Origin of the sequence: Acinetobacter sp. ANC 5054 (assembly GCF_002135295.1) — a bacterium.
GTDB lineage: Bacteria > Pseudomonadota > Gammaproteobacteria > Pseudomonadales > Moraxellaceae > Acinetobacter.
The window spans coordinates 64,114-90,905 of sequence record NZ_NEGG01000011.1 but is presented as its reverse complement, the minus strand read 5'-3'; the positions used below and the strand labels follow the sequence as shown (position 1 = coordinate 90,905).

The window sequence follows — 26,792 nt, the reverse complement described above, 5'->3', positions numbered from 1 at the left end:
ATTGGATCAAAGAGATGAAATGGGATGAAATTGGACAACAACCATGTTCAATTGCTCGCGCACTGTCAGTGCTCGGCGATCGCTGGACCATGCTCATTATCCGCAATGCTTTTATGGGGATTCGTCGCTTCGATGATTTTCAAGAAAACCTTGGTGTAACACGACATGTACTTTCTGACCGTTTAAAACGCTTGGTCGAGCAGGAGATTTTAGTAAAAGTCCCATATGTTGAACGTCAGGAGCGTTTTGAATATCGACTTACACCCAAAGGTTTAGATTTATACCCAATACTGTTGGCAATGACCCATTGGGCAGACCAATATATGGATAATGGTGAAGGTTCACCCGTGGAATATGTCCATAAACAATGTGGTCAGACCTTTACTCCACTGATGGTATGTTCATGCTGTCATGAGCCGATTAATGCGAAACAGGTCAAACCCGTATTTACTCAAGCTTATTTCAATGCAATACAGCCCGTAAAACAAGCTTGAAAGGGTTATCAATATAGTAAAAATAGCCTAAGCTATTTTGATCAATATTGAATTAAAGACAATTTGCAGGTTTTGGAATCCCTGCAAGACGGCTCAAATGTCGTGCAACCAGTCCTGTGTTAAATTTCTCTTGTAGTACAGCATTATTAATCTCAGCGCTTACTGTTTTCATTAAATATTTAATTAATGGGCGTGTTGCAGGAGAGTGACCAAACTGTTGGTAGAACTGGCGAACGGCTTGTAAGATTTCAAAGTGCCAAGGGCTGAGTTCTAGTTCCAAACTTTTCGCTAATTCTTGTGCGACAGTTTCATTCCAAATGGTGTAATCCACCAAATGTCCATCTTGGTCAAGTTCAAGATTCATCGTAGTTCCAATATTTTGATTCTGTAAAATCTATCAATAATTTCAACTGTGAAAAGCTGCCGAAAATGTATCGAAAACTCAACTTAGTTTCAGTGCCACCGTATTATTTTAAAGTGACGCAGCGATTATATTGCAAACATAGGTCGGCAAATTCAGCATAGCTAATCACCTGCATGTGATTATAGTTGGCATTCTTCGCTAAAATTTGCACATCTTGCTCAAGTACATAGCATGTACCTAATTGCTGAATTTGTTCATCGGCAATGAAGAGAACTGCTTCACCCATTAAAACAATAGCATCAGCTTCAGCGACTAAATTTCGTAATTGGTGAATACATTGTAAGGTGTTTGCATAACTTGACTGTATGAGGTAAAGGGTTGAGTTAGACATGTATATTTCCTAAATTACCAATACAGCACATGGTCAAAACTTTGAATTAAGTTTGCATTTAATTCAACAAATTTAAGCTCTTGCTCAGCATTGACCACAAAGGGATGTTTCGAATTTTTTTGTTCAATCAAGATTGGGCTTAAATCATAAAACTCAAAACTATCTACCAAATTCGATGCCAATTTAAATGCATGCTTAAATTGATCAAATTCCTGATCAGCATTTAACAAACTCAATGCAGCATCTTTAAAGAGTACTTTCACTTTACAGCCAAAGGTGGCCAAAACCATTGTGGCAGATAAGCTTTCATGTACCTGTAAACTTGCAAGATTTGCATGGGTTAATATAACGAGTACAGTTTTCACAGGGTATTCCTTTTCAATACAGCAAATTAGCGAAAATAAATAACTTAGAACTGAATCAAGCGTTCAGTTGTCTGTACGGCATCGGCTAGTTCACCTAAACCAACAAGTTCAAACTGAGTTGCTAAGTTGTGCTGTTGAATTTGATGACGCTGTGCATTTTCCTGATCGGTAATTCCGCGCGCTAAAGCTGCACTCACGCAAACAGGTAGACGAATTCCAAGTTTTTGCCATTCTTGACTTAGTCTGCGTTGATCATCTGGCACCCATTGCAGGGCATTTGCCACATTTACACCATCTTGATAGAAAAAAACCCGAAAGCTTTCATTTTTATCTTTAAGTGCTTGTGCCAAACCTAATGCATGCCAAGCATGAATTGAAGCGGGTGAGGAGGTAATTAGTAATAAGGTACTCATCGAAATTCACTAAATGAATAGGCAGCCCATGGGACTGGTTATTCTGACTTCAGAAGAAAAAGCTATTATATAATGTTTTTGTAAGTCATCTAAATAAATCAACAGTCTAACCCTTAAAATTTATTAAATATTAATTTAAAACAGTAGGTTGTGGGTTTTAAGTGTGTATATAAGCAACAATATTCTGTCTTGAGCATGATGTATGTAATTCCGATGGCTGCGCATCAAGAATATGACCAAAGTCAGTAGGAAAAATTTAATTGTGAATGCGATGATTGATTAGAAAGTAAATTAGTGACACTAAGTTTGATTATGACTTAGTGACCTTGAAAATAAAGATGATTTTAAGGTATTTATAAAGCCAAGATTTGAGATACGCGTTATATTTGCTCATTGGGAAAAGACGATTTTACCCAATATTTTTTTGCTCATTAATAGACTAATAAAATCAATAACTTATATTTTAGCTTGAAAATTTGGGTAAAATTTAAATTTTAATAGCAAATTATTGTTATTTATTTAATTTTTAGTGCTAAATTACTGTTCACTGCCGTGTAGGCAGCTTAGAAAATTAAAAAATATCCTTTTAGTTGTCATCGTACGTTCACTGCCGTGTAGGCAGCTTAGAAATTCCCCCGCATGGTAAGCCCGTATTGCCTTTTGTTCACTGCCGTGTAGGCAGCTTAGAAATGCGAGTTTCGTTAAAATTGCGAATGCATCTTGTTCACTGCCGTGTAGGCAGCTTAGAAATGACTTCTTGGCAGGTGCTACATCTTCATTATGTTCACTGCCGTGTAGGCAGCTTAGAAAATCAGATGAAAAATTCATATATTTGCCCTTCAGTTCACTGCCGTGTAGGCAGCTTAGAAATGTTGCTTCGTGCAAATGAGCAAATGGAAAAAGTTCACTGCCGTGTAGGCAGCTTAGAAAAATTACACAGCAAGCAATTGATGCTTATAATTGTTCACTGCCGTGTAGGCAGCTTAGAAAGCAGAAATGTATATTTTCTTATCAGATGAGAAGTTCACTGCCGTGTAGGCAGCTTAGAAAATTCTACCAGTAGCGTTAGGCACGGGCGGCGAGTTCACTGCCGTGTAGGCAGCTTAGAAAAGTATTAAGCTTAATGTTGGTGGAATGACCTTGTTCACTGCCGCATAGGCAGCTTAGAAATGCAAACCACGAATAGCAGCAGGTCGGCTTGAGTTCACTGCCGCATAGGCAGCTTAGAAATTCTAAAGCCAAAAAACGCATTGGTGATTTCTGTTCACTGCCGCATAGGCAGCTTAGAAAACCAGCGCCTGTGAAAAGAGCCAACTCATTTAGTTCACTGCCGTATAGGCAGCTTAGAAAAAAAGCGAGTAAGCTCAAAAAATTTATATGCGCAAATTAATTCAATATAGTCGTAAAGCCAATACAGTTCGCACCTACAACTGCAACACACGCAATATTTCAAGCTTGTAAAATAAGATCAGATAACTTCAGCGAATTTTTGAGTTGGTTTTTTACGTTGCGCTATTGTGAACAACTTCGGAGAAATACCCAAATTACACTTATAAATTTTAAGACATTGATAAATATAAGGAGTATCGAAAATGATTTTAGTGACTGGTGGTTTAGGCTTTATCGGCTCACATATCGCTTTGAGTTTAATGGCTCAGGGACAAGAAGTCATTATTGTCGATAACCTCTCTAATGCGAACTTACAAACCTTGGAACGTATAGAATATATTTCAGGTATGTACGTACCTTTTGTCAAACTTGATATTCGAAATACTCCCGCATTAAATAAAGTTTTTGAACAATATACTGTCGATGCTGTGGTCCATGCGGCTGGTTTTAAGTCATTAGAAGAGTCGGTACTAAAACCACTTGAATATTATAATGATAATGTCAGCTGTATTATGAGTTTGTTACGCGCAATGCAACGAACAGGCGTACGTACATTCATACATTTATCTAGTCTTGCTGTTTACGGACAGTCATCCGCAGAGCTATCTGAAGATACGGTATTTAACTACGCCTATCCAAATCCTTATGTTAAATCTCAGCAAATGGTTGAAGAAATCATTCGTGATACGGCACGAACAGACAATGAGTGGAAAATTGCTATTTTACGCTTAGGTAATATTGCAGGCGCATTTGAACACGGTGTACTGGGTGAATTTGTAACACCTTTACCGAAAAACATTGTGCCATTGGCAATGCAAGTAGGTGCCATGCAACGAGATTATATTGAACTGCGTAAACAGGCTAAAACCGCTGATGGAACCGTTGAACGTAGCTTTTTACATGTCTTGGACTGCTGTAAAGCGGTCTGGCTATGTTTGCAATGGCTTCCAACGCAGCAGTATGCTTGTGAAGCCTTTAATATTGCAGGCGAATTGGTTTCTATTCAAAAATTGCTCGATGTAATTGCAGAAGTTACAGAATCTGAAATTAAAACAGTCGATGCGACTTATTACCCAAATCAAGAGTTTGACCAATTGGGTGCCAATATTGATAAGGCAGAAAACACCTTTCATTGGCAACCTGAACAAAGTTTGAAGAAAATGCTTGAAGATGAGTGGCGTTTTTATCAACAAACTTTACGTGGTCAATAAGCAAATTAAGCTTAAAAGCCATTTTCATCAATGAATAAGCCATTTAAATTCAATCATAATGATTTCAAAATTTAAGCGATAAGGCTTATCAAATAATCCACTTATTATTGATAATAATTATCATTTACTTATTTGGGTTATTTAAATAAACTGTTTATGAATAATCACGGAAGTATCTGAACTTTCGTAAAAAGTTTGATAAGGAAATGAGGTTAAGTATGCAAACACGTATTGAACATGACACGATGGGCGAAGTAGAAGTACCAAGCGAAGCAATGTGGGGTGCACAGACCCAGCGTAGTTTGCAGAATTTTAAAATTGGTGGTGAACGTCTACCACGCCCAATGATCCGTGCAATGGGACTTGTTAAAAAATCTGCTGCAATTACCAATGCTGCTTTAGGTCAAATTCCACAAGAATTATCAGGCTATATTGTCAATGCCGCTGAAGAAGTAATTTCTGGTCAATGGGATGCACAATTTCCGCTCGTGGTTTGGCAAACAGGCTCAGGTACGCAAAGTAACATGAACTGTAATGAGGTGATTGCAAATATTGCCAACCAAAAATTAGGCAATCCTTTGGGTTCACAAAAACCAGTTCATCCCAATGATCATGTAAACCGTGCACAATCAACCAACGACTCATTTCCAACCGCAATTCATGTGGCTGCAAGTTTACAGATTAATGAGCTTTTGATCCCTGCAGTGACCAAATTACGTGACACCTTGGATGCAAAATCAAATGATTTTAAAGACATTGTCAAAATAGGTCGTACGCATTTACAAGACGCGACGCCATTAACCTTAGGTCAAGAGTTTAGCGGTTATGTCTCGCAACTTGATCACGGGCTAAAGCGTTTAAATCAAGCTTTAGAAGGGTTGTATGAGCTACCTTTAGGCGGAACAGCCGTAGGTACAGGATTGAATGCCCATCCTGACTATGCAGTAAAAGCTGCTGCTGAGCTTGCGACTCAAACGGGTTTACCTTTTGTCACTGCTCCAAATAAATTTGAAGCCCTTGCAGGTCGTGATGCAGCTGTGTTTGCTTCAGGTGCATTAAAAACGCTTGCTGTGAGTTTAAATAAAATTGCAAATGACGTGCGCTGGCTAGCCAGTGGTCCACGTTGTGGATTTGGTGAACTTCGAATTCCTGAAAATGAGCCTGGTTCAAGTATTATGCCAGGTAAAGTTAACCCGACTCAAAGTGAAGCAATGACTATGGTTGTTGCACAAGTATTGGGTAATGATACGACTATTAATGTCGCGGGTGCTTCGGGTAATTTTGAATTAAACGTGTTCATGCCTGTGATCGCATTTAATTTAATGCAATCTATACAACTGCTAGGCGATGCTTGTAATAGCTTTAATGACCATTGTGCTATTGGCATTGAGCCAAATCGTGAAAAAATTGATCATTTCTTACATGATTCATTAATGTTAGTGACAGCGCTCAATCCAGTCATTGGTTATGAAAATGCGGCGAAAGTTGCAAAAACGGCTTATAAAGAAGGTAAGACATTAAAACAGGTTGCTGTAGAACTCGGACTCGTTACTGCTGAGCAGTTTGATGAAGTAGTGCGCCCTGAACAAATGGTTTCGCCAAATACGAAGTAATGTTTTAGCAAGAGCATGAAATCTTAGAGGTCGGATATTTATATTCGATCTCTAACTTTTTAAGAATTAAAAAAATTAGCATCACTAAAAAATAAAATAGATTTTTTTCAAAATGATTGGCATTGAATAAACTCACATACTTGTTAAAATGCCTGACGTTTCAGTATTTTTTAATCCATTTTTTGATTTTAAACATCAAGTTTGAAATCATAATGATTAAAATTATGTTTTTCTTAAGGATTTTCTCCCCATGCTCAAAATATTTTTAACCGATGCCCAAAAGCAAGTTCAATTTAAAGACTATCCGGGTGAGCATCCTGTTAAATTTGTTTTGAACTTTAAAAAGATTTTCCCAAGTGTGATGGAATTGTTATTGCCAGTTCTACCTGAAGATGAAAACTTGGATGACATGAGTTGGGAGTCAACCACGACAGATTTTGAAAAATTCAAATTATTGCTCAGTGGTTGGGGTGTGATTGAATTACGTTTAAACGCGATTGCTCAATATAAAGATCGTGCTTATGCAGACAACTTAGTAAAAAAAGCACAGCAAAAACGTAAAGAGTTTAAAAAGTCTCAGCCTAAATTGCAGACTGTGGAACTCGATTACTTATTTATGCACGAAGTTCATGCTTTGATTGATTCTGAGTTGGTTGAATTGGGGGAAAAATTCTATCTTCCAACCTTGCGCGAGTTATGGAAAAACCAAGTATCAATGAAAGTCCTTGAAGCAAAATTCTAAATGCTTAAAAAATCCTCCACTTTAGGAGGATTTTTTATATCTACATCAGAACATCAGATTTACAAGTGCAAATGCCTCACGCATAGTAAGCGTCGTTTAGATTATTTTTGAATAAATGGTCAAAACTGGAATATAAATTGCTTCACTGTTAAATGTATTGCCTGTTGTTGGGCAGTAAAATTCATTCACATAAGGACTTTAGAAATATGTCAAATCAGTTTATTGATCTCATTAGCAAACGCCGTACTATTTACGCTATTGGTAAAAATATCAGTCAAACACCTGAATACTTAACTGATTTGATTCAACATGCAATTAAACAAAGTCCGTCATCTTTTAACTCTCAGTCTTCGCGTGCGGTAATTTTATTTAATGGTGAAAATGAAAAATTTTGGGGCTTAGTGGCTGAAAAATTAAAGTCATATGCAAAAGACGAGGAAAGTGCTGCAAAAACCACAGCAAAAATGGCAAGTTTTGCCGCAGGTGTAGGTACAGTATTATTTTTTGAAGATTTAGATGTTGTGAAAGGCCTGCAAGATCAGTTCCCATCATATGCCGAAAATTTTCCAATTTGGGCAGAACATTCAACGGCAATTGCCCAATTTGCGACATGGACAGCGCTTAATACAGAAGGTCTAGGGGCATCATTGCAGCACTACAACCCTATTGTAGATGAGCAAGTACATGCTGAATGGAACATTCCTACGAACTGGAAACTTCGTGCACAATTGGTTTTTGGTTCAGTAGAAGGTGGAGCAAAAGAAAAACCATATATGGATGATGCAGCACGCTTCAAAGTTTTTCAATAATTCATAAATTTCAAAAAAAGAACCACTTCTGTGGTTCTTTTTTTGTGTGTAAAGGGTAGGCAAAGTCTTCATCCCTGAAAACTTTGCCTTTTTTTTAGCCCATTGAGGGTAGGGCTAAAAACTGGGTGTTAGAACCAATCTTGTTGCATGTCCAGACACGTCTCATCGAAATTAACCAATAATTTGGCTTGATGTTCAATTTCAGGGAGTTCCCAACGTATAAAGTATTGAGCTGCTTGCAATTTTCCTGCCATAAAGTTTTGATCCTCTACATGATTTGATGCAGAAAATTTATTCACAGCTTTATTTGCCATATCTAACCAAAGCCAAGCGATAATTAGGCGGCCCATCATGTCTAAATACAGTGCAGAATTTGCCAGTGCTTCATCGACTTGTCCCTGCATTAAGGCTTTACCAAGTATATTTGTGGTGTTTTGCACAGTTTGTAGATGTTGTTGGAAACGTTGAGCAAGCGGTTGAATACGATCATCTCTTGAAACATCCAGAGTATTTTGGATACGCTGCATCAATAGATTTAGACCTTTACGGTTATGCTGCCAAAGTTTCCGCCCTAATAAATCTAAAGATTGGATGCCAAAAGTACCTTCGTGAATCGGGTTAAGGCGATTATCTCGGTAGCATTGCTCAAGTGGGTACTCGCGTGTATATCCTGCACCACCTAAAACTTGAATTGCCAAGTCATTGGCTTTAGGCCCATACGCTGAAGGAAAAGATTTCACTACAGGTGTAATTAGATCGAGTAAGATCGCACTGTCTTCATTGCCACCAGCTTGATGTTCATCAATTAAACGTGCAGCAAATAAACATAACGCTAGTGATCCTTCGACATAAGATTTTTGTGCCAAGAGCATACGTTTGACATCTGTATGCTGGATAATATTGACAGGTTTTGCAGCAGGGTCTTTATCCGATACGATACGGCCTTGTGGGCGGTTTTTTGCGTAATCGAGTGATTCTAAATAACCACGATAGCCAATCATTGCTGCGCCTAAGCCCACACCAACACGTGCTTCGTTCATCATTTTGAACATGTATTTTAAACCAGAGCCTGCTTCACCAATTAAATAGCCTGTGCATTGATCGTGTTCACCAAAGCTGAGTACGGTAGATGTGGTTCCGCGATAGCCCATTTTATGCAATAGACCAGCTAAGTGAACGTCATTATGTTCAGCTAAAGTGCCATCCGCATGGGTTTTAAATTTTGGCACGATAAAAAGTGAGATGCCTTTTACACCTTGAGGTGCATCTTGTATACGCGCTAAAACCAAATGCACGATATTTTCTGTGATGTCTTGATCACCACCAGAAATAAACATTTTTTGGCCCTTAATGAAGTAAGTTCCATCTGTTTGGGGAATAGCTTTAGTAGTGATATCGCCGAGGGATGAACCAACATTAGGTTCAGTCAGTGCCATCGTGCCAGAAAAACGACCATTAAACATGGGTGCCAAAAATGTATTTTTTTGCTCAGTAGAACCGAAAGCTTGAATCACATTGGCAGCGGCAGCAGTCAAAAATGAATAGGCCACGGTTGATGGGTTTGCAGACATGAAATACGCATTCGCTGCCATATTGATCAGTGTCGGTAATTGCATTCCACCTAGATCATAGTCATGTTGGGCACAGAGAAATCCTGCATTGGCAAATTGTTGCCATGCTGTTTTAACTTCGGGAATGGTTGAAACTTGCGTGCCATCAAAAGTAGGTTCCTGATGATCGGCTTTGGCATTATGTGGCGCAAAAAAGTCGGTGGCTATGCCTTCAGCTGTCTCTAAAATGCTGTTAAAAGTCTCAACATCGTGTTCGCTATAGCGTGGCATTTGATTAAGTTCATTGGCTTTGAACACATCAAAAAGCATAAAACTTAAATCTTTATTATTCATTAGCTGTGCCATTGCTCAAACCTATGTGAGTACTTTGAATAAGTCTAGATTAGCAGTTGCTTTTTGATTATTGGATTGTCAATAATGACACTAAATGAGTCAAAAATGACATTATCATCAAGGCTATAGATATGATTAAAATCGTGGTTGTGGCGTTCAATGGTGCACTAGCCTCAGCCATTACTGGAATATTTGATATTTTTGCAATGGCAGGTGCAAGTTGGAACCGCATCCAAAATAAAGATGTACAGCGTTTATTTGAAGTCCGAATTGCCACAGAAGATGGTGAGTCTATTCAATGTATTAATGGCATACGTTTACAAGCAGATTGTTCTTTTGATGAAATTGATCAGGCCGATATTTTAATCGTTCCAACCATTGGCGCACCGATCCTTGATGTATTAAGCAGTAATGCCAAACTCATTCAATTTCTAAAAAATCAGTATGAAAAGCAATGCTTAATTGCAGGGAACTGCACAGGTAATTTTTTCTTGGCAGAAGCGGGCTTGCTTGACCACAAACAAGCTACGACGCATTGGGGTTTTCAGCATATATTTCGTGAGCGATATCCGCAGGTTAAACTCAATGTAGATCAACTCATCACATATGATTTACAGATTTATTGTGCAGGTGGTGGTTTAGCTTGGTTTGATTTAGGGATGCATTTAATAGAGCGTTTTTATGGCTTTGAAATTGCCATTCAAACCGCAAAGTCTTTTGTGATTGATTATCGACGTGATAGCCAATTGTCTTATTCGTTGATGAAAATAGGTCAACCTCATCACGATGAATTGGTGCAAAAAGTACAAGATTGGCTAGAGCAGAATTTTGAAAAAGAAATTGTATTGGATGATTTAGCAGAATTATTTAATGTGACTAAGCGAACGCTCATTCGACGCTTCAATAGTGCTTTAGATGTGCCTCCCAATCAATATCTACAAGCCATTCGTATAGAGGCGGCGCGCAAACGATTGGAAGAAACTGACCATGCATTAGACTTAATTATGCAGGATGTTGGCTATAGTGATCCAAGTTCATTTCGACGTTTATTTCATAAAAAAACGGGGCTAACCCCGTTGGAATATCGCCGACGTTTTAGTCGACGATTTTAGCTATAAATGAAGGAATCACTTAAGCCAATTTCTTGGTGTATCGGCCATGTAAGAGGTAATAAAGCACGATACATGCAAAGGCAGCAAAAGCACTGTAAAGATACAATTGCGAATAACCGATATAATCCAACATCATGCCAATAAAATATGGACCGAATCCTAATCCAGCATCTAAAAATATAAAGAAGGTTGAGGTCGCAAAACCCATGCGCTCAAGTGGTGCACTTTTAACAGCAACGGTTTGGCAAACTGATTGAATATTGCCATAACCTAAACCCAATAAGCCTGCACACAATAAAAGCATCCATGAGCTGTGAGTTAAACTCAGTAAGATCAGTGCAATTCCCATGATAATAAATGCAGGATAAATCACCACATTTTCACCTTTACGATCCATGAGCGGACCAGTAAATGGACGGGATATCAAAATCGCAATAGCGTACATGAGAAAGAAGAACGAAGCTGTTTCCACCAAATCAATTTCTTTGGCATAGAAATTAATAAATGAAAGCACGCCTGAGTAGCAAATAGATGCAAACAGCATAATTAAGGAAATGGGTAATGCTTTGGGTTCTACAAATTTTGAAATCCAACTTGGTTTTTTCGCAGCGACCTCAGTCTCAATCATTTTATTCACAGTTGGAAGGTCAGGAACTTGTATGAGTAAAGCTACTAATAAACAACTGATCGAGATGACAGTGGAAACAATAAAGATCGACTGATAACCGACATGTAGCATCATCCAAATCGCTAAAAATGGCCCAATTGCTGTGCCTAAGGTACTACTCATGCTGTAATAGCCAATACCTTCACCGCGTCGTGTTGCAGGTAAGATTTGGGCAATAATAGTACCTAATACGGTTGATGCCATGCCCATCATAAAACCATGCATAAAGCGCACGACGAGCAACATGCCAACGCCAAAATGGATGAAGTAAAAACCTGAAAATATAAGGAATCCAGCTAGACCGACGATAAGCGTTGTTTTACGTCCGAAGCGTTCAAGGAAGTTGCCGACCAATAAGCGGCCAACCAAAGTCCCAACAATAAACAGACCTGAAACTAAGCCTGCTTGTGCAGTCGTTGCACCTAATTCAGCAACGGCATAACCGACAATGACCACAACCAATAAATAGAAGATTAAAACCAATTGGAAGTTAATGGCACTCACTAAAATAAAATTGCGAGTCCATAAAGGTGCTTTAGTTTGCATGCTGATCCCCTGAATGTTGGGCTTCTAGCGCACGGACAATGTTATGAAACATCTCTACCACATGTTGAATGTCATGCGGTTCAAATTGAGCGATTAAGCTATTTTCGAAACGGTCAATTTCTTGAGCACATTGCTTAAATAATGATTCACCACTTTCACTTAAGATTAACTTTTTCTGACGTTTATCTTCAGTTTCAACATGGGTCAATATTTGTAATTCAGACAATGCATGTACACGTTTCGCAATAGACGGCTTAGATACATTTAAATATTCAGCCATTTCAATAGAAGTACATCCGTTTTTTTCACGGATCACAAACATGACTTGCCATAGGGAATAGTTGAGCTGATATGGAACCAATAAGGTGTTGATTTCGTCACTCATCATACGGGCGCAGCGTAGTAAAGATGAGCGAAATCCGAGTACAGAATTCAAAATGGTTAACTAGGGTAACTAAATTAATTGCAACTTTACGCTTATTAATGACCCAGTTCAAGTCTAGTACATATTTTTTAATGCAAGGTTTAGAGCTATAAAAAACCAGTGCGAGCACTGGTTTACTTTAAAATTTTGAATAAATGAAATATTAATTTTCAATAGATGCTTCAGCAGCAGCGATTGCAGCGTCATCTTCTTCTGCAGAAGATTCAACAACTGCTAATTCGGCATCTTCGGCCAATTCAGAATCTTCCTCGGAACCAATTTGCTCTAAGTATGCGGCAAGTTGTTCATCTGTCATTTCAGGTTCGCCTTCACTCATCATCATCTGTTCTTCAGTTGGCATTTGGCTCATCTGGCTGATTATTTGTTGATAGCTAATCATTGCAGGGATCATCACCAATAGGTATAGCACGATCAAAACTAGATTGAGTGAACCAATCACTTTTTCAGTTTGTTCAGTTGGACGTTTGAGACCAAACTTATTTTCACCATCCGTACCTTTCGCTGCCATGATATATAGACCAAAAATCGCACCGATTAAAGGAATAAAGAAGATCAGACACAACCAGCCGCTCTTATCTAGATCATGTAAACGACGAATGGTGATACAAATGCTAGCAACAATCGTAGCAATGACTGAAAACACAGCAAGTACAACAGCTGAAATACCCATTGCTGAGCTAAATAAAGCGCTAAAACTACGTTCTGGCGACATATATACAGCAAGTAAACCAAGAACTACGGCTATCCCTAATACACAGGTATAGATCATGCCGATGATAAACATCCATGCTAAATACGATAGGCGTCCAAAACGACCTTTAGGAGATAGGGGATGATTGGATATTTCTGTAGTTGCTTGTATATTTTGATTTTCTGGAAACGGATTGAGCTCCGTAGAAGTCATTTCGGTCATTGTTATTCCAAAGTTTTAATATTTTGTATTATTTTTCGCCCAGTAGGGCATGGCTATTGTATTGAAAACTAAAAAAAGGTCAAACTTTAAACTAAAAAAATAGACTATTTGAGCAAATAATCTATTCGATTTTAATGAGTTATTTTTAAATTAAAACTAGTCATTACTTCGTTAATTTACGATATTCTTTCGGTCGCATTGGACGGCTGGCTTTCCACAAGCCTTTCTTTTGTTTGCGGGCCTTGTTTTGTAATGACATCATATATTGCAGATGTTTTTTGTCGCGAATATATTCCTCATACACCCACGCCGCACCACGTTTGACCATTTCTTCATTCATACTTTTGCGGTAGCGATAGATCACGCCAACACAGCGGCCATAACGGTCTACATCAGTAATTTCGACGCGAATGAATTTTTTATACACCATTGATTTAATCAGTCTAGCCGATTCTTTGCCATAGGCTTGGCTGGACTCAGGTGCATCGACATAGGCAAAACGCAGTTTGGTTTCAGAGCGGCGTAAATTCATACGGTAGCAGGTGAGGGTATCGCCATCACTAATTGCAGATACACGACAAAGATAAGACTTTCCTTTTTTAAAGGGTCTAAAAAAATTATTTAAAAAGCGTGAAATTTTAACAATGAGATAAAGTGCGACGAGGCAAAGCAGTGCGCCAAGCCCAATCAGCCAACTGGCAGGTAAATTTGAAAGCATAAGAAGGCGAGCTGTAAAAATATAGATCGAAAAACAAAATAAGATTTATATATTTTATAAGAGTGTTTGAAAAATGGCTGTTGAATAAAGCAACGATTAAGCCTGAAAGCCGTGTATTGCTTGCATTTGCATTAAAAGTGATCGACTTGATAAAAGCGATATTTTTCTTCAAAGCGATCAAAATAAATAGCCTAAGCAAATAGAGGAATCTATCCTATCTGGAAATAGCCTAAGCAAAAATTTTGGAAATTTCGCTTCGCAAAAAAACATGTCGTGAATTATCTTCCAAATCATTATGCCAATACATCCCCAAATTTATATGAGGTAATTCAACAGGCACATCAAAAATATTCAAACCTTTAGAAACTTGTAAATGCGCTAAAATATTTTTAGGAATTGTTAAAATAGCATCAGTTTGCTGATTCAAAATTTGCAAAGCTGTTGAGTAATGCTGACAACGCAAGAAAACCTGACGAGATAATTTTTTACGGTTTAAATATATATCCTCTACTAAAACCCCAGTCCGGCGAGAGGAAACACCAATATGAGGGGAAGCGAAATAGGTTTCTTGATCCATATGATGATGTTGACTACAGACCACAAACTGATCTTGAACGAGTGATTTATATGTAATCTTATCCCCAAAGTTTTGTTCTAAATCAATCACAAAATCAATTTGCTGTGCCGCTAGATCAGCCACAATTGTTTTACGGTCAAGTTTTATACTAAAAAACTGAATGTCTAAATGACTTTTCTGAAAATGCTCAACTAGTTTTGGAAAAATAAGAGGTTCAATTTCGTCATGCACCGCAATTTTTAATGTCTGTACCATTGCAGGTTCAAATTGCTGTTTTTGAACGGAAATACTTTGAATCGCGATCAGCGCATTTTTAATAACAGGATAGATTTGTTCTGCAAAAGGGGTCGGTAACATTTTTGCCCCAGCGCGAACGAATAGATCATCCTGTAAATGTTGTCTTAAACGCTGTAATGCATGGCTTGCCGCAGACTGCGTAATACACAAAATCTGCGCAGCTTTTGAAATACTTTTCTGTTCATAGACCGATATAAATAAGGGATATAGATTGATATCGATACGATGAAAAATACCCATATCGAGCACAGTACTTTTATGCATAATATTCATTTTTAAATATTGAATTAAATCATTTTGTTCATAATAGTTTTCAGGGTATGTTGTTGTAAAGCGTAAAACACAATATTGAAAAGGATCATGCCATGTTTGAGTTATCAGCACGTGCACAGGACTATGTAGAAAGAACAAAACAATTCATTAAAAACGAAATTGAACCTGTAGAAACTGAGTTTTGGCATGATGTACATGAATTAAACCAAGGCGGCGATTGGACGAAATGGCAATGGCCAGCTCAGCTTGAGGTACTGAAAGACAAAGCTAAAGCTGCAGGGCTTTGGAATATGTTTTTGCCTTGCGACAAATTAGGTCAAGGTTTGTCGGTACAGGAATATGCACATATTGCTGAACTTTCGGGTCGAAGCTTAATTGCACCAATTGTATTTAACTGTAATGCGCCAGACAGCGGCAATATGGAATTGATTTGGCGCTATGGTACAGAAGCACAAAAAGAACAATGGTTAATGCCTCTTTTGGATGGAAAAATCCGTTCTGTTTTCTGTATGACTGAGCCTGCCGTAGCATCATCAGATGCGACCAATATGCAAGCGACTGCCGTCATTGAGGGTGATGAAATTATCCTCAATGGCCGTAAATGGTGGTCGTCAGGTCTTGGTGATCCGAATGCCAAAATCATTATTTTTATGGCACATACGCCAGATGAAAGCAAAGATCGTCATCATCAGCATTCCATGGTTTTGGTGCCCATTGAAACTGCAGGCGTGAAAATTGAACGTATGCTGCCAGTTTTAGGTGATTATGATGCACCGCACGGACACGGCGAAATCAGCTTTAATAATGTCCGCGTTCCATTAGCCAACTTTATTGGTGGTGCTGGGCAAGGTTTTGAAATTGCGCAAGGGCGACTTGGCCCAGGCCGTATCCATCACTGCATGCGCTGTATAGGTGCAGCTGAAAAATCATTAGAATTGATGATCGACCGTGGTATGAGCCGTACCGCATTTGGTAAAGAAATTTTAAAACTCGGTGGTAATTTAGAACGCGTTGCCGAAGCGCGAGTTGCAATCGACCAGGCCCGTTTATTGACGCTTTATGCTGCTTATAAAATGGATACCATGGGGAATATGGCAGCTTTAACCGAAATCTCTGCCATTAAAGTGGTTGCACCGAGCGTACTTGAAAAAGTCGTTGATATGGCGATGCAAATTCATGGCGGCGCTGGCGTTTCTCGTGATACACCGCTCACTGGTTTCTTTGCTCAGGCACGTTCATTACGTTTGGCAGATGGTCCAGATGAAGTGCATAAAGGCATGATTGCGAAGCTGGAATTGGCCAAACGTGGCTACAGTTCACGCCGTAAAAAGTAAGCATTTTCTACAAAATATATAGCATGGCAACTCTGAGTTGACCGTGCTATAAACATATGAAGATAACAATTTAATTTACTTAAGCATGACTTATAGAATTTAGGCAGTCACCTTTGGTGTAACGGCTTAAAAGGCTGAGTTATAAAGATTTGCATAAAAGATTTAGGAAGAAAATGATGTCAGTAATTGATGTAGGCGGCACAGTTCGTGAGGGTGAAGAATTAGATGTCCGTGCGGTAACTAACTGGCTAATTGAAAATGGCTCAGAAATTTCTGGTCTTGTTGAAGTGACTCAATATTCAGGCGGTGCATCGAATTGGACCTATCGTTTAAAGTATGACAATGCCGATTTAATCCTACGTCGTCCACCTAAAGGCACCAAAGCCAAATCTGCACATGACATGGCGCGTGAGTATAACGTGCAAAAAGCTTTGTCAGAGTTTTATCCTGTATTACCAGAAATGGTTGCGCTTTGTCAGGATGAGTCAGTGATTGGTTGCGACTTTTACGTGATGAAACGGGTTGAAGGTATTATTCCACGTGCCAATTTACCTAAAGAATTAAATTTCAATGAAACTCAGGTGCGAGAACTTTGCATCAATGTCATTGATAAACTGATTGATCTGCACCAAGTACCTTATGAAGGAACAAGTCTTGAGAAAATTGGCAAAGGCGAAGGGTATTGCCGCCGCCAAGTTGAAGGTTGGGATGCACGCTATGAAAAAGCCAAAACCATCAATGTGCCTTCATTTAAATACGTGCGTAAGTGGTTAAAAGACAATATCCCTGAAGATAACAAAACCTGTGTCATTCATAATGACTGGCGTTTCGACAACGTTATTTTAAATCCAGAGAATCCAACTGAAGTGATAGGCGTGCTGGATTGGGAAATGGCGACACTTGGCGATCCACTGATGGATTTAGGTTCTGCTTTGGCCTATTGGGTAGAAGACAGCGACAATGCAATTTTTAAAGCAACGCGTCGTCAGCCGACCAATTTAAAAGGCATGTTTAGCCGTAAAGAAGTAGTTCAGTATTATTTAGAAAAAACGGGTATGCATACGGACAATTGGACCTTTTATGAAGTCTTCGGTATTTTCCGTTTAGCCGTGATTGCACAGCAGATTTATTATCGTTTTTATCATAAGCAAACCAATAATCCAGCCTTTAAAGATTTTTGGATCGTGATTCATGCTTTACACATCCGTGCACTCAAACTCATCGGGCTACAAAAAATTGAAGCCAATGACGTTGCTCAAAAGTACATCGAGAAAATGAAGGGAATTTTAGGAAAATGACCACGATTTATTTGATTCGTCACGGTCAAGCTTCGTTTGGTGCAGCAAGCTATGACCAGCTTTCACCTAATGGTGAACAGCAGGCGAAAGTTCTTGGGCACTATTTTAATGATATTTTGAAAGAAACGCCTTATGTGGTTGCGGGGTCTATGCAGCGGCATCAACAAACGGCTCAATTATGTTTGGATGAATCTTTTTCTGAAAGTGAGATTGTTACAGATTCTGCATGGAATGAGTTCAATCATCAGCAAGTATTTGCCCAGTATGAACCTCGTTTTAATGAGCCGCATTTGCTGAAAGAAGATGTTTCTAAAGAAGCCAATCCACGTGCTTATTTAGCCAAAATTTTTGAAGGTGCAATTGGCCGCTGGACAGGCGGAGAATATCACCACGAATATGAAGAATCTTGGCCAACATTTAAGAATCGTGTAGAAACTGCATTGCAAAAGCTCTGTGATGAGTTAGCCAAAACCAAGCCTCGCTATGCAGTAGTGTTTACCTCTGGCGGCGTGATCTCTGTTGCAGCAGGCAAAATTTTAGGTCTTAGCCCTGAAAAAACGTTTGCGCTGAATTGGGCCATTGCCAATACAAGTATGACCACATTACGTTTGGTTGGTAATGAGCCGCAGCTGCTGAGCTTAAACGAACATCATTTTATAAAAGCCGCAGATCCAAGCTTATTAACTTGGATTTGATTTAAAAAACACAAAGGATTCAATCATGGCTAAAACAATTTTAATTACTGGCGCAAGTTCAGGTATCGGTGCAGGAATGGCACGTGAATTTGCGCAAAAAGGCTATAATTTAGCGATTTGCGCACGCCGTTTAGAGCGTTTAGAAACCCTCAAGCAAGAACTTGAAGGCCAATACGGTATTAAAGTGATTGCCAAAACTTTAGACGTGACCAATTACGATCAAGTTTTTGAAGTGTTCCGTGCTTTTAAAGCAGATTTTGGCTCTATAGACCGTGTGATTGTGAATGCGGGTGTAGGTGAAGGCCGTCGCATTGGTAAAGGCAACTTTGAAATTAACCGTACCACAGTAGAAACTAATTTTATTTCTGCTTTGGCGCAGTGTGAAGCTGCGGTTGAAATTTTCCGTGCGCAAAATTCGGGTCACTTGGTGGTGATTTCATCGATGAGTGCAATGCGTGGCATGCCTAAACACCTAACTGCTTATGGCGCAAGTAAAGCAGGTGTTGCTGCACTCGCTGAAGGTATTCGTGCAGAATTGATTGATACCCCAATTAAAGTGACCACAATTTTCCCTGGTTATATTCGTACAGAAATTAATGAAGGTGCGAAAAAACTACCTTTTGAAGTCGATGAAAAAACAGGTTCGCGTTTATTAGCAGCTGAAATTGAAAAAGCACCTGTGAAAGCTTATGTACCAAAATGGCCTTGGTTACCACTTGGCTTAGCAATGAAAGTGTTACCGCTTAGAATTGTGAATAAACTAGGCTAATTTTAAGTTTTAAATTTTGTTATAAAAAAGCTCCTATAGGGGCTTTTTTCATTTGTAGAATCAATATCAACTGAGATATCTGTTCTTTTTAGCAGAATAGCATTTATAGTAGTTGTTCAATTTTCATGATTCCTTTCTAACTATCACACATAACTTCTTGCTTAACATTTATATGTTGATCTTCTATCCAAGAGTTTTTTCGTCCAATATAATTTTTTATTTTAAACTGATCGTTATCAAGTAGCGTTATTTCATAAAACTTTAAGCGCCAATTTTCAATGGGATATCTATCAATACTTAAAGGGACACATTTCTTTATGTTAACAAGTTGTTGAAATGAGCACACTATTGATTTAGATGATATTTCAGTGCAACTATTCCAAAATCCTATTTCGTTCTTTGGATAAATACGATGTAAATTAATCCAATTTAATTTTTTATCTTCTGTCAAAGCTTCATTATTTCTATATAGCGATTTTTCAGTAGAATGAGAATATTCGAAACTTGACATACAAATGCCATTTTTTAAAAAGCACTCAGGATTATCATTAAAAATAGCAATAATTCCAATAATTCCAATAATTCCAATAATTCCAATAATTCCAATAATAGCAATGATTCCGATAATTTTACTTTTTTTCATTTTGGTGCTTGCTTATACAATAGGCAATTAGGTTTATTTGCATTAATATTAATTTATTTCGCAACCCTAAAGCTAATCTGCGCCACAATGCATGAGATAAATAATACACATGCTGCTGCAAGCGCAGGATTATCGTCAATGCCGCTGAGCGAAGCACAAATTGCACCAATCACCATTTGGCAGCAACCATAAATACCCGATGCTGAACCTGCGATTTTAGGATTCACATTTAAGGCTTTGGTTAAAGACGCTGGAGAGGTGAGACCAGCGCCTACACAAAAACAAACGATAACGATAGGGATCATCACCGTATAAACATTAATAATATCGAAAAAGCTAAATAATAGAAAAATACTAGCAAAGACAAAGCTGATGCTGCTGCCAATTGTAATCATCAGATCAATAGACAATCGACCTGCTAAAAGACTGGTTGCAAATGTGCCTATCCAAACACCGACCATAATTAGCGCTAAATAAATACCCACTTCATGCAAAGTGCCGCCAAACTGCTGTATCACAATGTAGGAAGCCACACTTAAAAATGCATATATGGAGGTAGTCGCCAAGCCACCGCCTAAAGTTAAACCTAAAAACTTAGGAGAACTGATCAGCTGCTTGTAATTGCTGACCACTATTTTCACAGAAGTTTCACGCTTTAGGGCGCTGTCTTGAATAAAGATATATACCAAGACCAAATTGATCAGACCTAAAATACTGAGCGCAATAAATATACTGCGCCAGCCTGAGATGGAGGCCAACAAACCGCCTAACAGGGGGGCAAGCCCTGGGCCAAACATCACCATCATATTCATTAAAGATAAGCGCTTGGTGGTGTCTGCGCCCGTTGACGTATCTCGGACAATTGCACGACCAAGAAGCAAACCCGTACATCCACCTAATGCTTGTATAAAACGCATGCCAATCAGCATTTCAATATTGGTTGCAAATAAAGCGCCGATACTGGCTGCGGAGTATAAAAGCATCCCAAATATAAGAATCGGTCTACGGCCAAAACTATCTGCCAAAGGTCCATAAAATAATTGGCCAATGGCCAGACCTAAAATATAAATACTCAGTGTGAGCTGAACCTCATGCAGATCCGCATGAAAATCTTGACCGACCAAGGGTAAAACTGGCACAAAAATATGCATGGCCAGTGTACCGCTGAGCGTTAATACAGCCAGAAACCACAGTGGAATGTTGCCTTTTGAAGACATAATTAATCTTCCTCGCTGCTATTGGTTTTAGGCTTTACGATTGGGCTATGATCGAATTCAAGTTGTTGCTCAAATGTTTGGTCTTGAGGTAAATCCTCTAGAATGAGCACGAGGCTTTTTAGTACTTTTCTCGCAATTTGAAACTCTTCTGGATCTAACTGGGCTTTAATTTCATCTTCCAAGCTTTGTGACATTTGTTCCAAATGCTCAACAATTTCGCGACCTTTAGCCGTGATGCTGGTCGCTTTGGCACGGCGGTCATGCTCTTCAGGGATGCGCTCAATCATACCTGCGTGTTCTAAATTATTGAGGACACGAACCACAGAAGAGCTATCGAGTGACAACATAGCCGCCAAATCTTTTTGACGAATGGGTTTGTCTATACGAGATAAATAAACCAAAGGAAGCCAAGTTGCTTCAGTAAGATCATATTTTTCTAGCCGTGCATCGATAGTTTTGCGCCAAGTCCGCGCAACTAAAGAGGCCAAGCCCGCAAATCGCAATTGATCCAGTTCAGAATGTGTACTCATAATTAAATAGATTGCATGTCATCTATTTTTAAAATATGCCTCTAGAGCTGATATGTCAATTTGCATTAGTGATTTGCATAAAATTTGGAGAATCCCCATTTCAAATCTAGAAAGGGCTTGGCTGTAAATACATTTATTTTTACTGTGTAAGGTGTATGTTTTTGTTTTAATTTTGAGTATTTACTCAGATTTAATCCAATTAAATATTTGAAATTGAATGATTTGTTGAATTAATAGTCAGATGGGATATAAAAGTTAAATTATGGATTTTCTTTTTTATGTTTTGCTTTAATGTACAAGTGTTCATGAATTATAGGTTTATCTTATGTCCATTTCTTCAGAAATGACAGATCAGCAAAAAATTGCCAAAGTTAGAGCTGTCGTCACGCAGGCGGGTGAAGATTTGCGCCAGCAATTTCCCATTTTAAAGCATCAAAACTTTATAGGTGCCAGTATTTTGGTATTTGCACTTCTGGGAATGGTTATATCTGCTTGGGCTTATGCTGTAGGTATTTTACCTACGTGGGCTTGTATAGTGTTAATTGCAATATTTGCCTCACTGACTCATGAACTTGAACATGATTTAATTCATTATATGTATTTTAAAAAAACGCCGTGGGCGCATCATTTGATGTTAGCTTTGGTGTGGTTAGCACGTCCAAATACTATTAATCCGTGGGCACGTCGACGTTTACATTTGAATCATCATAAATATTCAGGCTCTGAGTATGATCTTGAAGAACGCGGAATCAGTAATGGAATGCCTTGGGGGCTACGCCGTCTCTTGGTGATCAGTGATCAACTCATGTCCGTATATATTCGGCCTATTCAAATGTTGAAAATGATTCGGCTATTTCGGAAAATGCAACCTGAGAAAGAACGTAACACTGCACTACGTGAGCAATTAACAGGCTTTTTTCCACTCAGTATTATTTACTATGGTCTATGGTATGTTTTTGTGGTTTATCACGTGGTGAATGGTATTGCTCCCATGTTAGGACAAACAATTAACTGGTCAGTGACTTTGGTAAAAGCTATACCGACAATTAACTTTTTAGCGGTCATCTGGATTATTCCTAACTTTATTCGTTCATTTTGCTTGCAATTTATTAGTTCAAATATGCACTACTATGGCGATATCGATCCACGAAATGTGATTAAACAAACTCAAGTGTTGAACCCTTGGTGGTTATACCCAATGCAATTATTTTGTTTTAATTTTGGTACAACCCATGCTATTCATCATTTTGTGGTGAAGGAACCATTTTATATACGACATTTAACGACCAAAAGTGCACATCAAGTGATGCGTGAAATAGGTGTTCGGTTTAATGATTTTGGAACGTTTAAAAGAAAAAATCGTTGGCATTAAATAATTACATGATATAAAGCCCTCAGATGAGGGCTTTATTTTGAAAATAACTATCTAATAAAAAATTAGATGAGTCGTACATCTAGATCAGTTATTTTGTGAGAAAAAATGTATCAAGGCATCTTGTAAAGTCACTTGCCAAATCGCATAGGAGTGACCACCTACATAACTTTTATAGGTCACGTCATGTCCTTTCGCTTTTAAGTCTGCGGCAACAATTGGCGAAGTTTCTAAAATGCTCAGACCATTGTTATTACGTGAACTTTCATAACTATTGGCAGATATATACCAATGCTGCTTGGGTTGTTTTTTCTGTTCACGAATGATTTTACTCATACTATTTGGTTCATCCGTAGGCTCAGCTTGCCACCAAAATGAGCCAGATAAAGGTACAGCATGACTGATTTCTTTAGGATATTTCAGTGCTAGATACGCAGAACTGAGACCGCCTAAACTTGAACCCAATAGCACCGTTTTATTTTTATTGCGTCTATTAGGCACGTACTGATCTATCCACGGCAGTAATTCTTCGCCAAAAAATGAGGTAAATTCAGCATTTGGTGTGAGTTCTTTAGGGCGTACTGCGTCATTAGGTGGAGAAACAAAGACCGCTTGAATGGGTGGGAGTTTGCCTTGCTCAACTAAAATATCCAATGCCTTCGGCACATTCAGCAAGTCTGCATATTGCTGGCCATCAAAGAAAATCGCGGTAATGTAGTCTTGTTTTGAGTTTTTTCGAGCAGATTGATAAATCTGAATGGTGCGCTGATTATTTAAAATCTGACTCTGCATTTGATAGCTTTTAACTTCAGGGTTTACCCGATCTGCATAATCCTGTGGATTGATAAAAGCAGGTGCGTTTTCTAGAGCTACATAGTTTTCATTGCGCATACCTGAAGTATCATCCAACGGTAGATAGTGCTTTGGATTGTATGGATCTAATTTTTGTACCTGTAAAATGGCACGGCGCTGAGTGCGTGATTCTTTGAGTTTAGGGTTTAAATGTGCACAATAATTAGATAAATAGCCTTCTAAATTAGGGACATCTACGGCAAAACTATAGCTGCCCATAAATTGATTATTTACAATCGCTTCTTTAAACCAAACATCAGTTTGCGGAATACGCGTTAGCCATTCATGGTCATTACTTGGTCCGCCAATCAGGCGTACATTATGCTGCGCACCACGCCATAAAAAGATAATACGGCTATTTTGCGAATCAATTTTTTCAACTAAGGGCGTACCTTTGCTTTCAACGTCTTGCCAAAACTGATGAATAAGATTGTTCGATTGGGCTGGATTTGATTTGATGTCAGCCTGTAATTGGCGCAGTCGAATACTTTCGGGCTGAACTGCTTCGCATGGTGCAGCCATTTTTAAATCTGTACTTTGATTCTTTGGCGTTTGTGATTGTATTTTTTCATTGGCAAAAATTGCTGTTGTGCTTAAAGAAGCAGTTAAAACGAATAGAGATAAACTCATTTTTTGACTAAACATGATTCTAAAGTGATTGCGTAAATTTTAGAAATGATAATCATTATTAATCTATAGTGCCAGTTTAAATGTGAAAACGACTGTTATATTTAAATCTTCTCGATCAGCCACACAGAGTGCGCTATATTCCTTAAAAATTTTCCATACATTTAAGTTTGCTCATTATGTTGCTAAAAGCTGCCACGATTGCATTAATTCCTGCATTGGTTATTCAAGGGCGCCGCGTAAAAAAGAATACGCTGCGTTTGCCTGAGCCTGAAGGTTTACGTGAAGGGCAAACTGGCACAGGGAAGCCTTTATCAATTTTGATTGTTGGAGATTCTGCCGCTGCAGGGGTCGGTGTTGATACGCAGCAAGATGCATTGCTTGGTGCAGTGATTGATGCATTGAAAATGGATTATGCAATCGATTGGAAACTGCATGCGAAATCTGGCGATGGTACAGGGCAAATTATAAAAAATATTAAGACATTACAAAATCGTCATTATGATGTGGTACTAACTTCAGTTGGGGTAAATGACGTCACAAAACTCATGCCAGCCAAGGTTTGGATGAAGAAACAGCATGATTTATACCGTCTAATTCAACAAAAATTTAGCCCTAAATTGGTCATTGCCGCAGGTGTACCACCGATGCAAATGTTTCCAGCATTACCTAATCCCTTAAGCTGGCTGTTTGGACAATATGCCAAGCAAATGAATGCTGAACTTGCGAAGTTGGTGAAGGCGCGCGCGAATATGCAATGGATTGAATACGATATGCCAAAGTATCAAGCCTTGAATTTAGAGATGGCGGCTGATGGTTTTCATCCTAGTAAAGAAATCTATCAAATTTGGGGTCAAACAGCCGCAGAGATGATTCGTCAACACAATTGATGATGTAAAAAAGGCCATTTTCAAGCAAGATACAATCATAAGTAAGATAAAATTATGAAAGAAAATGAATTAAAGCCTGCTCATAGCACTGAGAAAATAAGTGTTGATGTTGAACAAGGCAATCAAATTGAAACACATCCCTTAGCGCCATTTTTACCTAAAAATGGCAAGTTGCTGATGCTCGGCAGTTTTCCGCCACCCAAAACACGCTGGAAAATGGACTTTTATTATCCAAATTTTCAAAATGACATGTGGAAAATCTTTGGTGTTTGCTTTTTTCAGGATAAAAACCACTTTTTAAATGTGGATTCGAAGACTTTCAAAGAGCAATTGATCCGTGATTTTTTAAATGAAAAAGGGATTGGTATTTTTGATACGGCCTATCAAGTGATTCGGCTCAAAGGGAATGCCTCAGATAAACATCTTCAAATCTATCAACCTACCGATATTGCACAACTACTTACGCAAATGCCGAATTGTCACAGCATAATGACCACGGGGGATAAAGCGACGGATACCTTAATGCTGTCTATGTCTGAAAATACCGAAAAGCCGCAAATTGGGCAGAGTGTACAGGCTGAGTTTGCTGGCCGAGAATTGACTTTGTATCGGATGCCATCGTCATCGCGGGCGTATCCACTGGCATTAGAAAAAAAGGCCGAAGCGTATGCGCAATTGTTTAAAGATGTGGGTTTGATGTAGTAAGTTACAAATATCGGAAAATTGCAATTTTAGGCATATTTTTCTGTCTAATCTAAGGAGGGTTTAGTTATCTAAAATTAATTCTTTAATAGAACTTCGAGCTCTAGTGAGCTTTAGGCATCATCTCCGGATACTCAACCCAGCGAAAATCATGAACTTTAAAATCACGTACTTGATGGAAATCACCCCAAATCAAAGTACTGCCTTTGGTCCATTTTAAGGCTTGGATTCTGCGCTGTGCCTGTGTCAATTCAGCTTCATTCGCTAGTCTTAAATCACCAATTTCGACATATAAACGTACACCAGGATAGTCCCTAAATTGCCCTTGAATAAGTGATTTAAGCCAAAACAGCTTACTGCTATTAATAGCTTGTATACAGGCTTTTGGATTCTGGACTAAATTTTCTCGTAATGCCTCTGAATAGCGATCAAAAAAGAAACCAGAAAACTGATCGTCATGCAGAAATACAGTACCAATTGGTGTGATGGTTGGCTGTAATTGTTGATCTACCGTTGCAATAGAGCAATGCATCGCTGCACGTTGTGCATCTGCAACTACTTTTCGAATATTCGTCCAATCTTGTAAGTTCATGGTTTTGTCTATTTTATTGTTATCATTA

28 protein-coding genes and 1 CRISPR repeat array are annotated in these 26,792 nt (G+C 38.6%); of the genes, 13 read left to right on the top strand and 15 right to left on the bottom strand.

Annotated features, from left to right (window positions below; all coding sequences use genetic code 11):
* The first annotated feature begins 14 nt into the window (after positions 1-14).
* Positions 15-494 carry a winged helix-turn-helix transcriptional regulator gene (locus tag B9T33_RS11945; RefSeq protein ID WP_086179128.1) on the top strand — a complete coding sequence of 160 codons (480 nt, stop codon included), beginning with the start codon at positions 15-17 and terminating at the stop codon, positions 492-494.
* A 52-nt stretch (positions 495-546) separates the two neighbouring features.
* Here B9T33_RS11945 and B9T33_RS11940 read toward each other — a convergent pair whose 3' ends face one another.
* The 4 genes from B9T33_RS11940 to tusD form a co-directional block, all read right to left on the bottom strand.
* Positions 547-858 (bottom strand): TusE/DsrC/DsvC family sulfur relay protein, encoded by a 312-nt coding sequence (locus B9T33_RS11940; protein WP_086179127.1) that lies wholly within the window; start codon positions 856-858, stop codon positions 547-549.
* A 103-nt stretch (positions 859-961) separates the two neighbouring features.
* Entirely contained in the window at positions 962-1,249 is a 288-nt protein-coding gene (locus tag B9T33_RS11935; RefSeq protein WP_086179126.1) for a DsrH/TusB family sulfur metabolism protein, read from the bottom strand.
* Positions 1,250-1,263: 14 nt separating this feature from the next.
* On the bottom strand, positions 1,264-1,614 hold the full coding sequence (locus tag B9T33_RS11930) for a hypothetical protein (protein WP_086179125.1): 351 nt from the start codon (positions 1,612-1,614) through the stop codon (positions 1,264-1,266).
* 44 nt (positions 1,615-1,658) lie between these two features.
* A complete protein-coding gene (gene tusD, locus B9T33_RS11925; protein ID WP_086179124.1) occupies positions 1,659-2,027 on the bottom strand; it encodes a sulfurtransferase complex subunit TusD in 369 nt (122 codons plus the stop codon).
* Positions 2,028-2,569: 542 nt separating this feature from the next.
* Positions 2,570-3,377: a CRISPR direct-repeat array (repeat unit 28 nt; unit sequence GTTCACTGCCGTGTAGGCAGCTTAGAAA).
* 242 nt (positions 3,378-3,619) lie between these two features.
* Between tusD and B9T33_RS11920 the strand changes: the two genes are divergently transcribed.
* From B9T33_RS11920 to B9T33_RS11905, 4 genes are all read left to right on the top strand, one after another.
* Positions 3,620-4,627, top strand: coding sequence for an SDR family NAD(P)-dependent oxidoreductase (locus B9T33_RS11920; RefSeq protein ID WP_086179123.1), 1,008 nt, complete (start codon positions 3,620-3,622; stop codon positions 4,625-4,627).
* A gap of 218 nt (positions 4,628-4,845) precedes the next feature.
* Entirely contained in the window at positions 4,846-6,240 is a 1,395-nt protein-coding gene (fumC, locus tag B9T33_RS11915; protein ID WP_086179122.1) for a class II fumarate hydratase, read from the top strand.
* Between the two features lie 250 nt (positions 6,241-6,490).
* Positions 6,491-6,982 carry a hypothetical protein gene (locus B9T33_RS11910; protein WP_086179121.1) on the top strand — a complete coding sequence of 164 codons (492 nt, stop codon included), beginning with the start codon at positions 6,491-6,493 and terminating at the stop codon, positions 6,980-6,982.
* 206 nt (positions 6,983-7,188) lie between these two features.
* On the top strand, positions 7,189-7,791 hold the full coding sequence (locus tag B9T33_RS11905; protein WP_086179120.1) for a nitroreductase family protein: 603 nt from the start codon (positions 7,189-7,191) through the stop codon (positions 7,789-7,791).
* 128 nt (positions 7,792-7,919) lie between these two features.
* Here B9T33_RS11905 and B9T33_RS11900 read toward each other — a convergent pair whose 3' ends face one another.
* Entirely contained in the window at positions 7,920-9,707 is a 1,788-nt protein-coding gene (locus B9T33_RS11900) for an acyl-CoA dehydrogenase (RefSeq protein ID WP_086179119.1), read from the bottom strand.
* 119 nt (positions 9,708-9,826) lie between these two features.
* Between B9T33_RS11900 and B9T33_RS11895 the strand changes: the two genes are divergently transcribed.
* A complete protein-coding gene (locus B9T33_RS11895; RefSeq protein WP_086179118.1) occupies positions 9,827-10,807 on the top strand; it encodes a GlxA family transcriptional regulator in 981 nt (326 codons plus the stop codon).
* Between the two features lie 19 nt (positions 10,808-10,826).
* On the opposite strand, the gene B9T33_RS11890 is transcribed toward B9T33_RS11895, so the two are convergent.
* The 5 genes from B9T33_RS11890 to B9T33_RS11870 all read right to left on the bottom strand — a co-directional run bounded on the left by B9T33_RS11890 (position 10,827) and on the right by B9T33_RS11870 (position 15,243).
* Positions 10,827-12,020, bottom strand: coding sequence for an MFS transporter (locus B9T33_RS11890; RefSeq protein WP_086179117.1), 1,194 nt, complete (start codon positions 12,018-12,020; stop codon positions 10,827-10,829).
* Positions 12,010-12,408: a MarR family transcriptional regulator gene (locus B9T33_RS11885; protein ID WP_086179116.1), complete on the bottom strand. Its 399-nt coding sequence runs from the start codon at positions 12,406-12,408 to the stop codon at positions 12,010-12,012. The genes B9T33_RS11890 and B9T33_RS11885 overlap by 11 nt, the downstream gene beginning before the upstream one ends.
* 199 nt (positions 12,409-12,607) lie before the next feature.
* Entirely contained in the window at positions 12,608-13,378 is a 771-nt protein-coding gene (locus B9T33_RS11880; protein WP_086179115.1) for a DUF805 domain-containing protein, read from the bottom strand.
* Positions 13,379-13,541: 163 nt separating this feature from the next.
* Entirely contained in the window at positions 13,542-14,096 is a 555-nt protein-coding gene (locus tag B9T33_RS11875) for a thermonuclease family protein (RefSeq protein WP_086179114.1), read from the bottom strand.
* Positions 14,097-14,325: 229 nt separating this feature from the next.
* Entirely contained in the window at positions 14,326-15,243 is a 918-nt protein-coding gene (locus B9T33_RS11870) for a LysR family transcriptional regulator (RefSeq protein ID WP_086179113.1), read from the bottom strand.
* 92 nt (positions 15,244-15,335) lie between these two features.
* Here B9T33_RS11870 and B9T33_RS11865 point away from each other — a divergent pair, with 92 nt between their 5' ends.
* From B9T33_RS11865 to B9T33_RS11850, 4 genes are all read left to right on the top strand, one after another.
* Positions 15,336-16,577: an acyl-CoA dehydrogenase family protein gene (locus B9T33_RS11865; RefSeq protein ID WP_086179112.1), complete on the top strand. Its 1,242-nt coding sequence runs from the start codon at positions 15,336-15,338 to the stop codon at positions 16,575-16,577.
* 176 nt (positions 16,578-16,753) lie between these two features.
* On the top strand, positions 16,754-17,875 hold the full coding sequence (locus tag B9T33_RS11860) for a phosphotransferase family protein (RefSeq protein WP_086179111.1): 1,122 nt from the start codon (positions 16,754-16,756) through the stop codon (positions 17,873-17,875).
* The gene (locus tag B9T33_RS11855; RefSeq protein WP_086179110.1) at positions 17,872-18,570 is read left to right on the top strand and encodes a histidine phosphatase family protein; all 699 of its coding nucleotides are present in this window, start codon (positions 17,872-17,874) and stop codon (positions 18,568-18,570) included. The genes B9T33_RS11860 and B9T33_RS11855 overlap by 4 nt, the downstream gene beginning before the upstream one ends.
* 25 nt (positions 18,571-18,595) lie before the next feature.
* Positions 18,596-19,339, top strand: coding sequence for an SDR family oxidoreductase (locus B9T33_RS11850; protein WP_086179109.1), 744 nt, complete (start codon positions 18,596-18,598; stop codon positions 19,337-19,339).
* Positions 19,340-19,475: 136 nt separating this feature from the next.
* Here the strand turns inward: B9T33_RS11850 and B9T33_RS16485 are convergent, their stop codons facing one another.
* Genes B9T33_RS16485 through B9T33_RS11835 form a run of 3 tightly spaced genes read right to left on the bottom strand, consistent with a single transcriptional unit; the run spans position 19,476 to position 21,729 of the window.
* Positions 19,476-19,982 carry a hypothetical protein gene (locus tag B9T33_RS16485; protein ID WP_086179108.1) on the bottom strand — a complete coding sequence of 169 codons (507 nt, stop codon included), beginning with the start codon at positions 19,980-19,982 and terminating at the stop codon, positions 19,476-19,478.
* A 53-nt stretch (positions 19,983-20,035) separates the two neighbouring features.
* Positions 20,036-21,199, bottom strand: a complete 1,164-nt coding sequence (locus tag B9T33_RS11840; RefSeq protein WP_086179107.1) for a Bcr/CflA family efflux MFS transporter — start codon at positions 21,197-21,199, stop codon at positions 20,036-20,038.
* A 2-nt stretch (positions 21,200-21,201) separates the two neighbouring features.
* Positions 21,202-21,729 carry a MarR family winged helix-turn-helix transcriptional regulator gene (locus B9T33_RS11835; protein ID WP_086179106.1) on the bottom strand — a complete coding sequence of 176 codons (528 nt, stop codon included), beginning with the start codon at positions 21,727-21,729 and terminating at the stop codon, positions 21,202-21,204.
* 325 nt (positions 21,730-22,054) lie between these two features.
* Between B9T33_RS11835 and B9T33_RS11830 the strand changes: the two genes are divergently transcribed.
* A complete protein-coding gene (locus B9T33_RS11830; protein WP_086179105.1) occupies positions 22,055-23,101 on the top strand; it encodes a fatty acid desaturase in 1,047 nt (348 codons plus the stop codon).
* Positions 23,102-23,188: 87 nt separating this feature from the next.
* Here the strand turns inward: B9T33_RS11830 and B9T33_RS11825 are convergent, their stop codons facing one another.
* Positions 23,189-24,583: an alpha/beta hydrolase-fold protein gene (locus B9T33_RS11825; RefSeq protein ID WP_228145821.1), complete on the bottom strand. Its 1,395-nt coding sequence runs from the start codon at positions 24,581-24,583 to the stop codon at positions 23,189-23,191.
* Positions 24,584-24,759: 176 nt separating this feature from the next.
* Here B9T33_RS11825 and B9T33_RS11820 point away from each other — a divergent pair, with 176 nt between their 5' ends.
* Both B9T33_RS11820 and B9T33_RS11815 read left to right on the top strand, forming a co-directional pair.
* A complete protein-coding gene (locus B9T33_RS11820; protein ID WP_086179104.1) occupies positions 24,760-25,470 on the top strand; it encodes an SGNH/GDSL hydrolase family protein in 711 nt (236 codons plus the stop codon).
* 177 nt (positions 25,471-25,647) lie between these two features.
* On the top strand, positions 25,648-26,172 hold the full coding sequence (locus B9T33_RS11815; protein WP_086179186.1) for a uracil-DNA glycosylase family protein: 525 nt from the start codon (positions 25,648-25,650) through the stop codon (positions 26,170-26,172).
* A gap of 103 nt (positions 26,173-26,275) precedes the next feature.
* Here the strand turns inward: B9T33_RS11815 and B9T33_RS11810 are convergent, their stop codons facing one another.
* Positions 26,276-26,764, bottom strand: a complete 489-nt coding sequence (locus B9T33_RS11810) for a pyridoxamine 5'-phosphate oxidase (RefSeq protein ID WP_086179103.1) — start codon at positions 26,762-26,764, stop codon at positions 26,276-26,278.
* Positions 26,765-26,792: the final 28 nt, after the last annotated feature.

Bases quoted from the DNA above. Each gene is read 5' to 3' on its own strand.
- B9T33_RS11935 (WP_086179126.1), bottom strand. From the start codon at position 1,249: ATGTCTAACTCAACCCTTTACCTCATACAGTCAAGTTATGCAAACACC.
- B9T33_RS11860 (WP_086179111.1), top strand. From the start codon at position 16,754: ATGTCAGTAATTGATGTAGGCGGCACAGTTCGTGAGGGTGAAGAATTA.
- B9T33_RS11885 (WP_086179116.1), bottom strand. From the start codon at position 12,408: ATGATGAGTGACGAAATCAACACCTTATTGGTTCCATATCAGCTCAAC.
- fumC (WP_086179122.1), top strand. From the start codon at position 4,846: ATGCAAACACGTATTGAACATGACACGATGGGCGAAGTAGAAGTACCA.
- B9T33_RS11870 (WP_086179113.1), bottom strand. From the start codon at position 15,243: ATGAATATTATGCATAAAAGTACTGTGCTCGATATGGGTATTTTTCAT.
- B9T33_RS11900 (WP_086179119.1), bottom strand. From the start codon at position 9,707: ATGGCACAGCTAATGAATAATAAAGATTTAAGTTTTATGCTTTTTGAT.
- B9T33_RS11865 (WP_086179112.1), top strand. From the start codon at position 15,336: ATGTTTGAGTTATCAGCACGTGCACAGGACTATGTAGAAAGAACAAAA.
- B9T33_RS11880 (WP_086179115.1), bottom strand. From the start codon at position 13,378: ATGACCGAAATGACTTCTACGGAGCTCAATCCGTTTCCAGAAAATCAA.
- B9T33_RS11850 (WP_086179109.1), top strand. From the start codon at position 18,596: ATGGCTAAAACAATTTTAATTACTGGCGCAAGTTCAGGTATCGGTGCA.
- B9T33_RS11890 (WP_086179117.1), bottom strand. From the start codon at position 12,020: ATGCAAACTAAAGCACCTTTATGGACTCGCAATTTTATTTTAGTGAGT.
- B9T33_RS11815 (WP_086179186.1), top strand. From the start codon at position 25,648: ATGCTCGGCAGTTTTCCGCCACCCAAAACACGCTGGAAAATGGACTTT.
- B9T33_RS11920 (WP_086179123.1), top strand. From the start codon at position 3,620: ATGATTTTAGTGACTGGTGGTTTAGGCTTTATCGGCTCACATATCGCT.
- B9T33_RS11855 (WP_086179110.1), top strand. From the start codon at position 17,872: ATGACCACGATTTATTTGATTCGTCACGGTCAAGCTTCGTTTGGTGCA.
- B9T33_RS11875 (WP_086179114.1), bottom strand. From the start codon at position 14,096: ATGCTTTCAAATTTACCTGCCAGTTGGCTGATTGGGCTTGGCGCACTG.
- B9T33_RS11895 (WP_086179118.1), top strand. From the start codon at position 9,827: ATGATTAAAATCGTGGTTGTGGCGTTCAATGGTGCACTAGCCTCAGCC.
- B9T33_RS11835 (WP_086179106.1), bottom strand. From the start codon at position 21,729: ATGAGTACACATTCTGAACTGGATCAATTGCGATTTGCGGGCTTGGCC.
- B9T33_RS11825 (WP_228145821.1), bottom strand. From the start codon at position 24,583: ATGAGTTTATCTCTATTCGTTTTAACTGCTTCTTTAAGCACAACAGCA.
- B9T33_RS11840 (WP_086179107.1), bottom strand. From the start codon at position 21,199: ATGTCTTCAAAAGGCAACATTCCACTGTGGTTTCTGGCTGTATTAACG.
- tusD (WP_086179124.1), bottom strand. From the start codon at position 2,027: ATGAGTACCTTATTACTAATTACCTCCTCACCCGCTTCAATTCATGCT.
- B9T33_RS11810 (WP_086179103.1), bottom strand. From the start codon at position 26,764: ATGAACTTACAAGATTGGACGAATATTCGAAAAGTAGTTGCAGATGCA.
- B9T33_RS11905 (WP_086179120.1), top strand. From the start codon at position 7,189: ATGTCAAATCAGTTTATTGATCTCATTAGCAAACGCCGTACTATTTAC.
- B9T33_RS16485 (WP_086179108.1), bottom strand. From the start codon at position 19,982: ATGAAAAAAAGTAAAATTATCGGAATCATTGCTATTATTGGAATTATT.
- B9T33_RS11910 (WP_086179121.1), top strand. From the start codon at position 6,491: ATGCTCAAAATATTTTTAACCGATGCCCAAAAGCAAGTTCAATTTAAA.
- B9T33_RS11940 (WP_086179127.1), bottom strand. From the start codon at position 858: ATGAATCTTGAACTTGACCAAGATGGACATTTGGTGGATTACACCATT.
- B9T33_RS11945 (WP_086179128.1), top strand. From the start codon at position 15: ATGAAATGGGATGAAATTGGACAACAACCATGTTCAATTGCTCGCGCA.
- B9T33_RS11830 (WP_086179105.1), top strand. From the start codon at position 22,055: ATGTCCATTTCTTCAGAAATGACAGATCAGCAAAAAATTGCCAAAGTT.
- B9T33_RS11820 (WP_086179104.1), top strand. From the start codon at position 24,760: ATGTTGCTAAAAGCTGCCACGATTGCATTAATTCCTGCATTGGTTATT.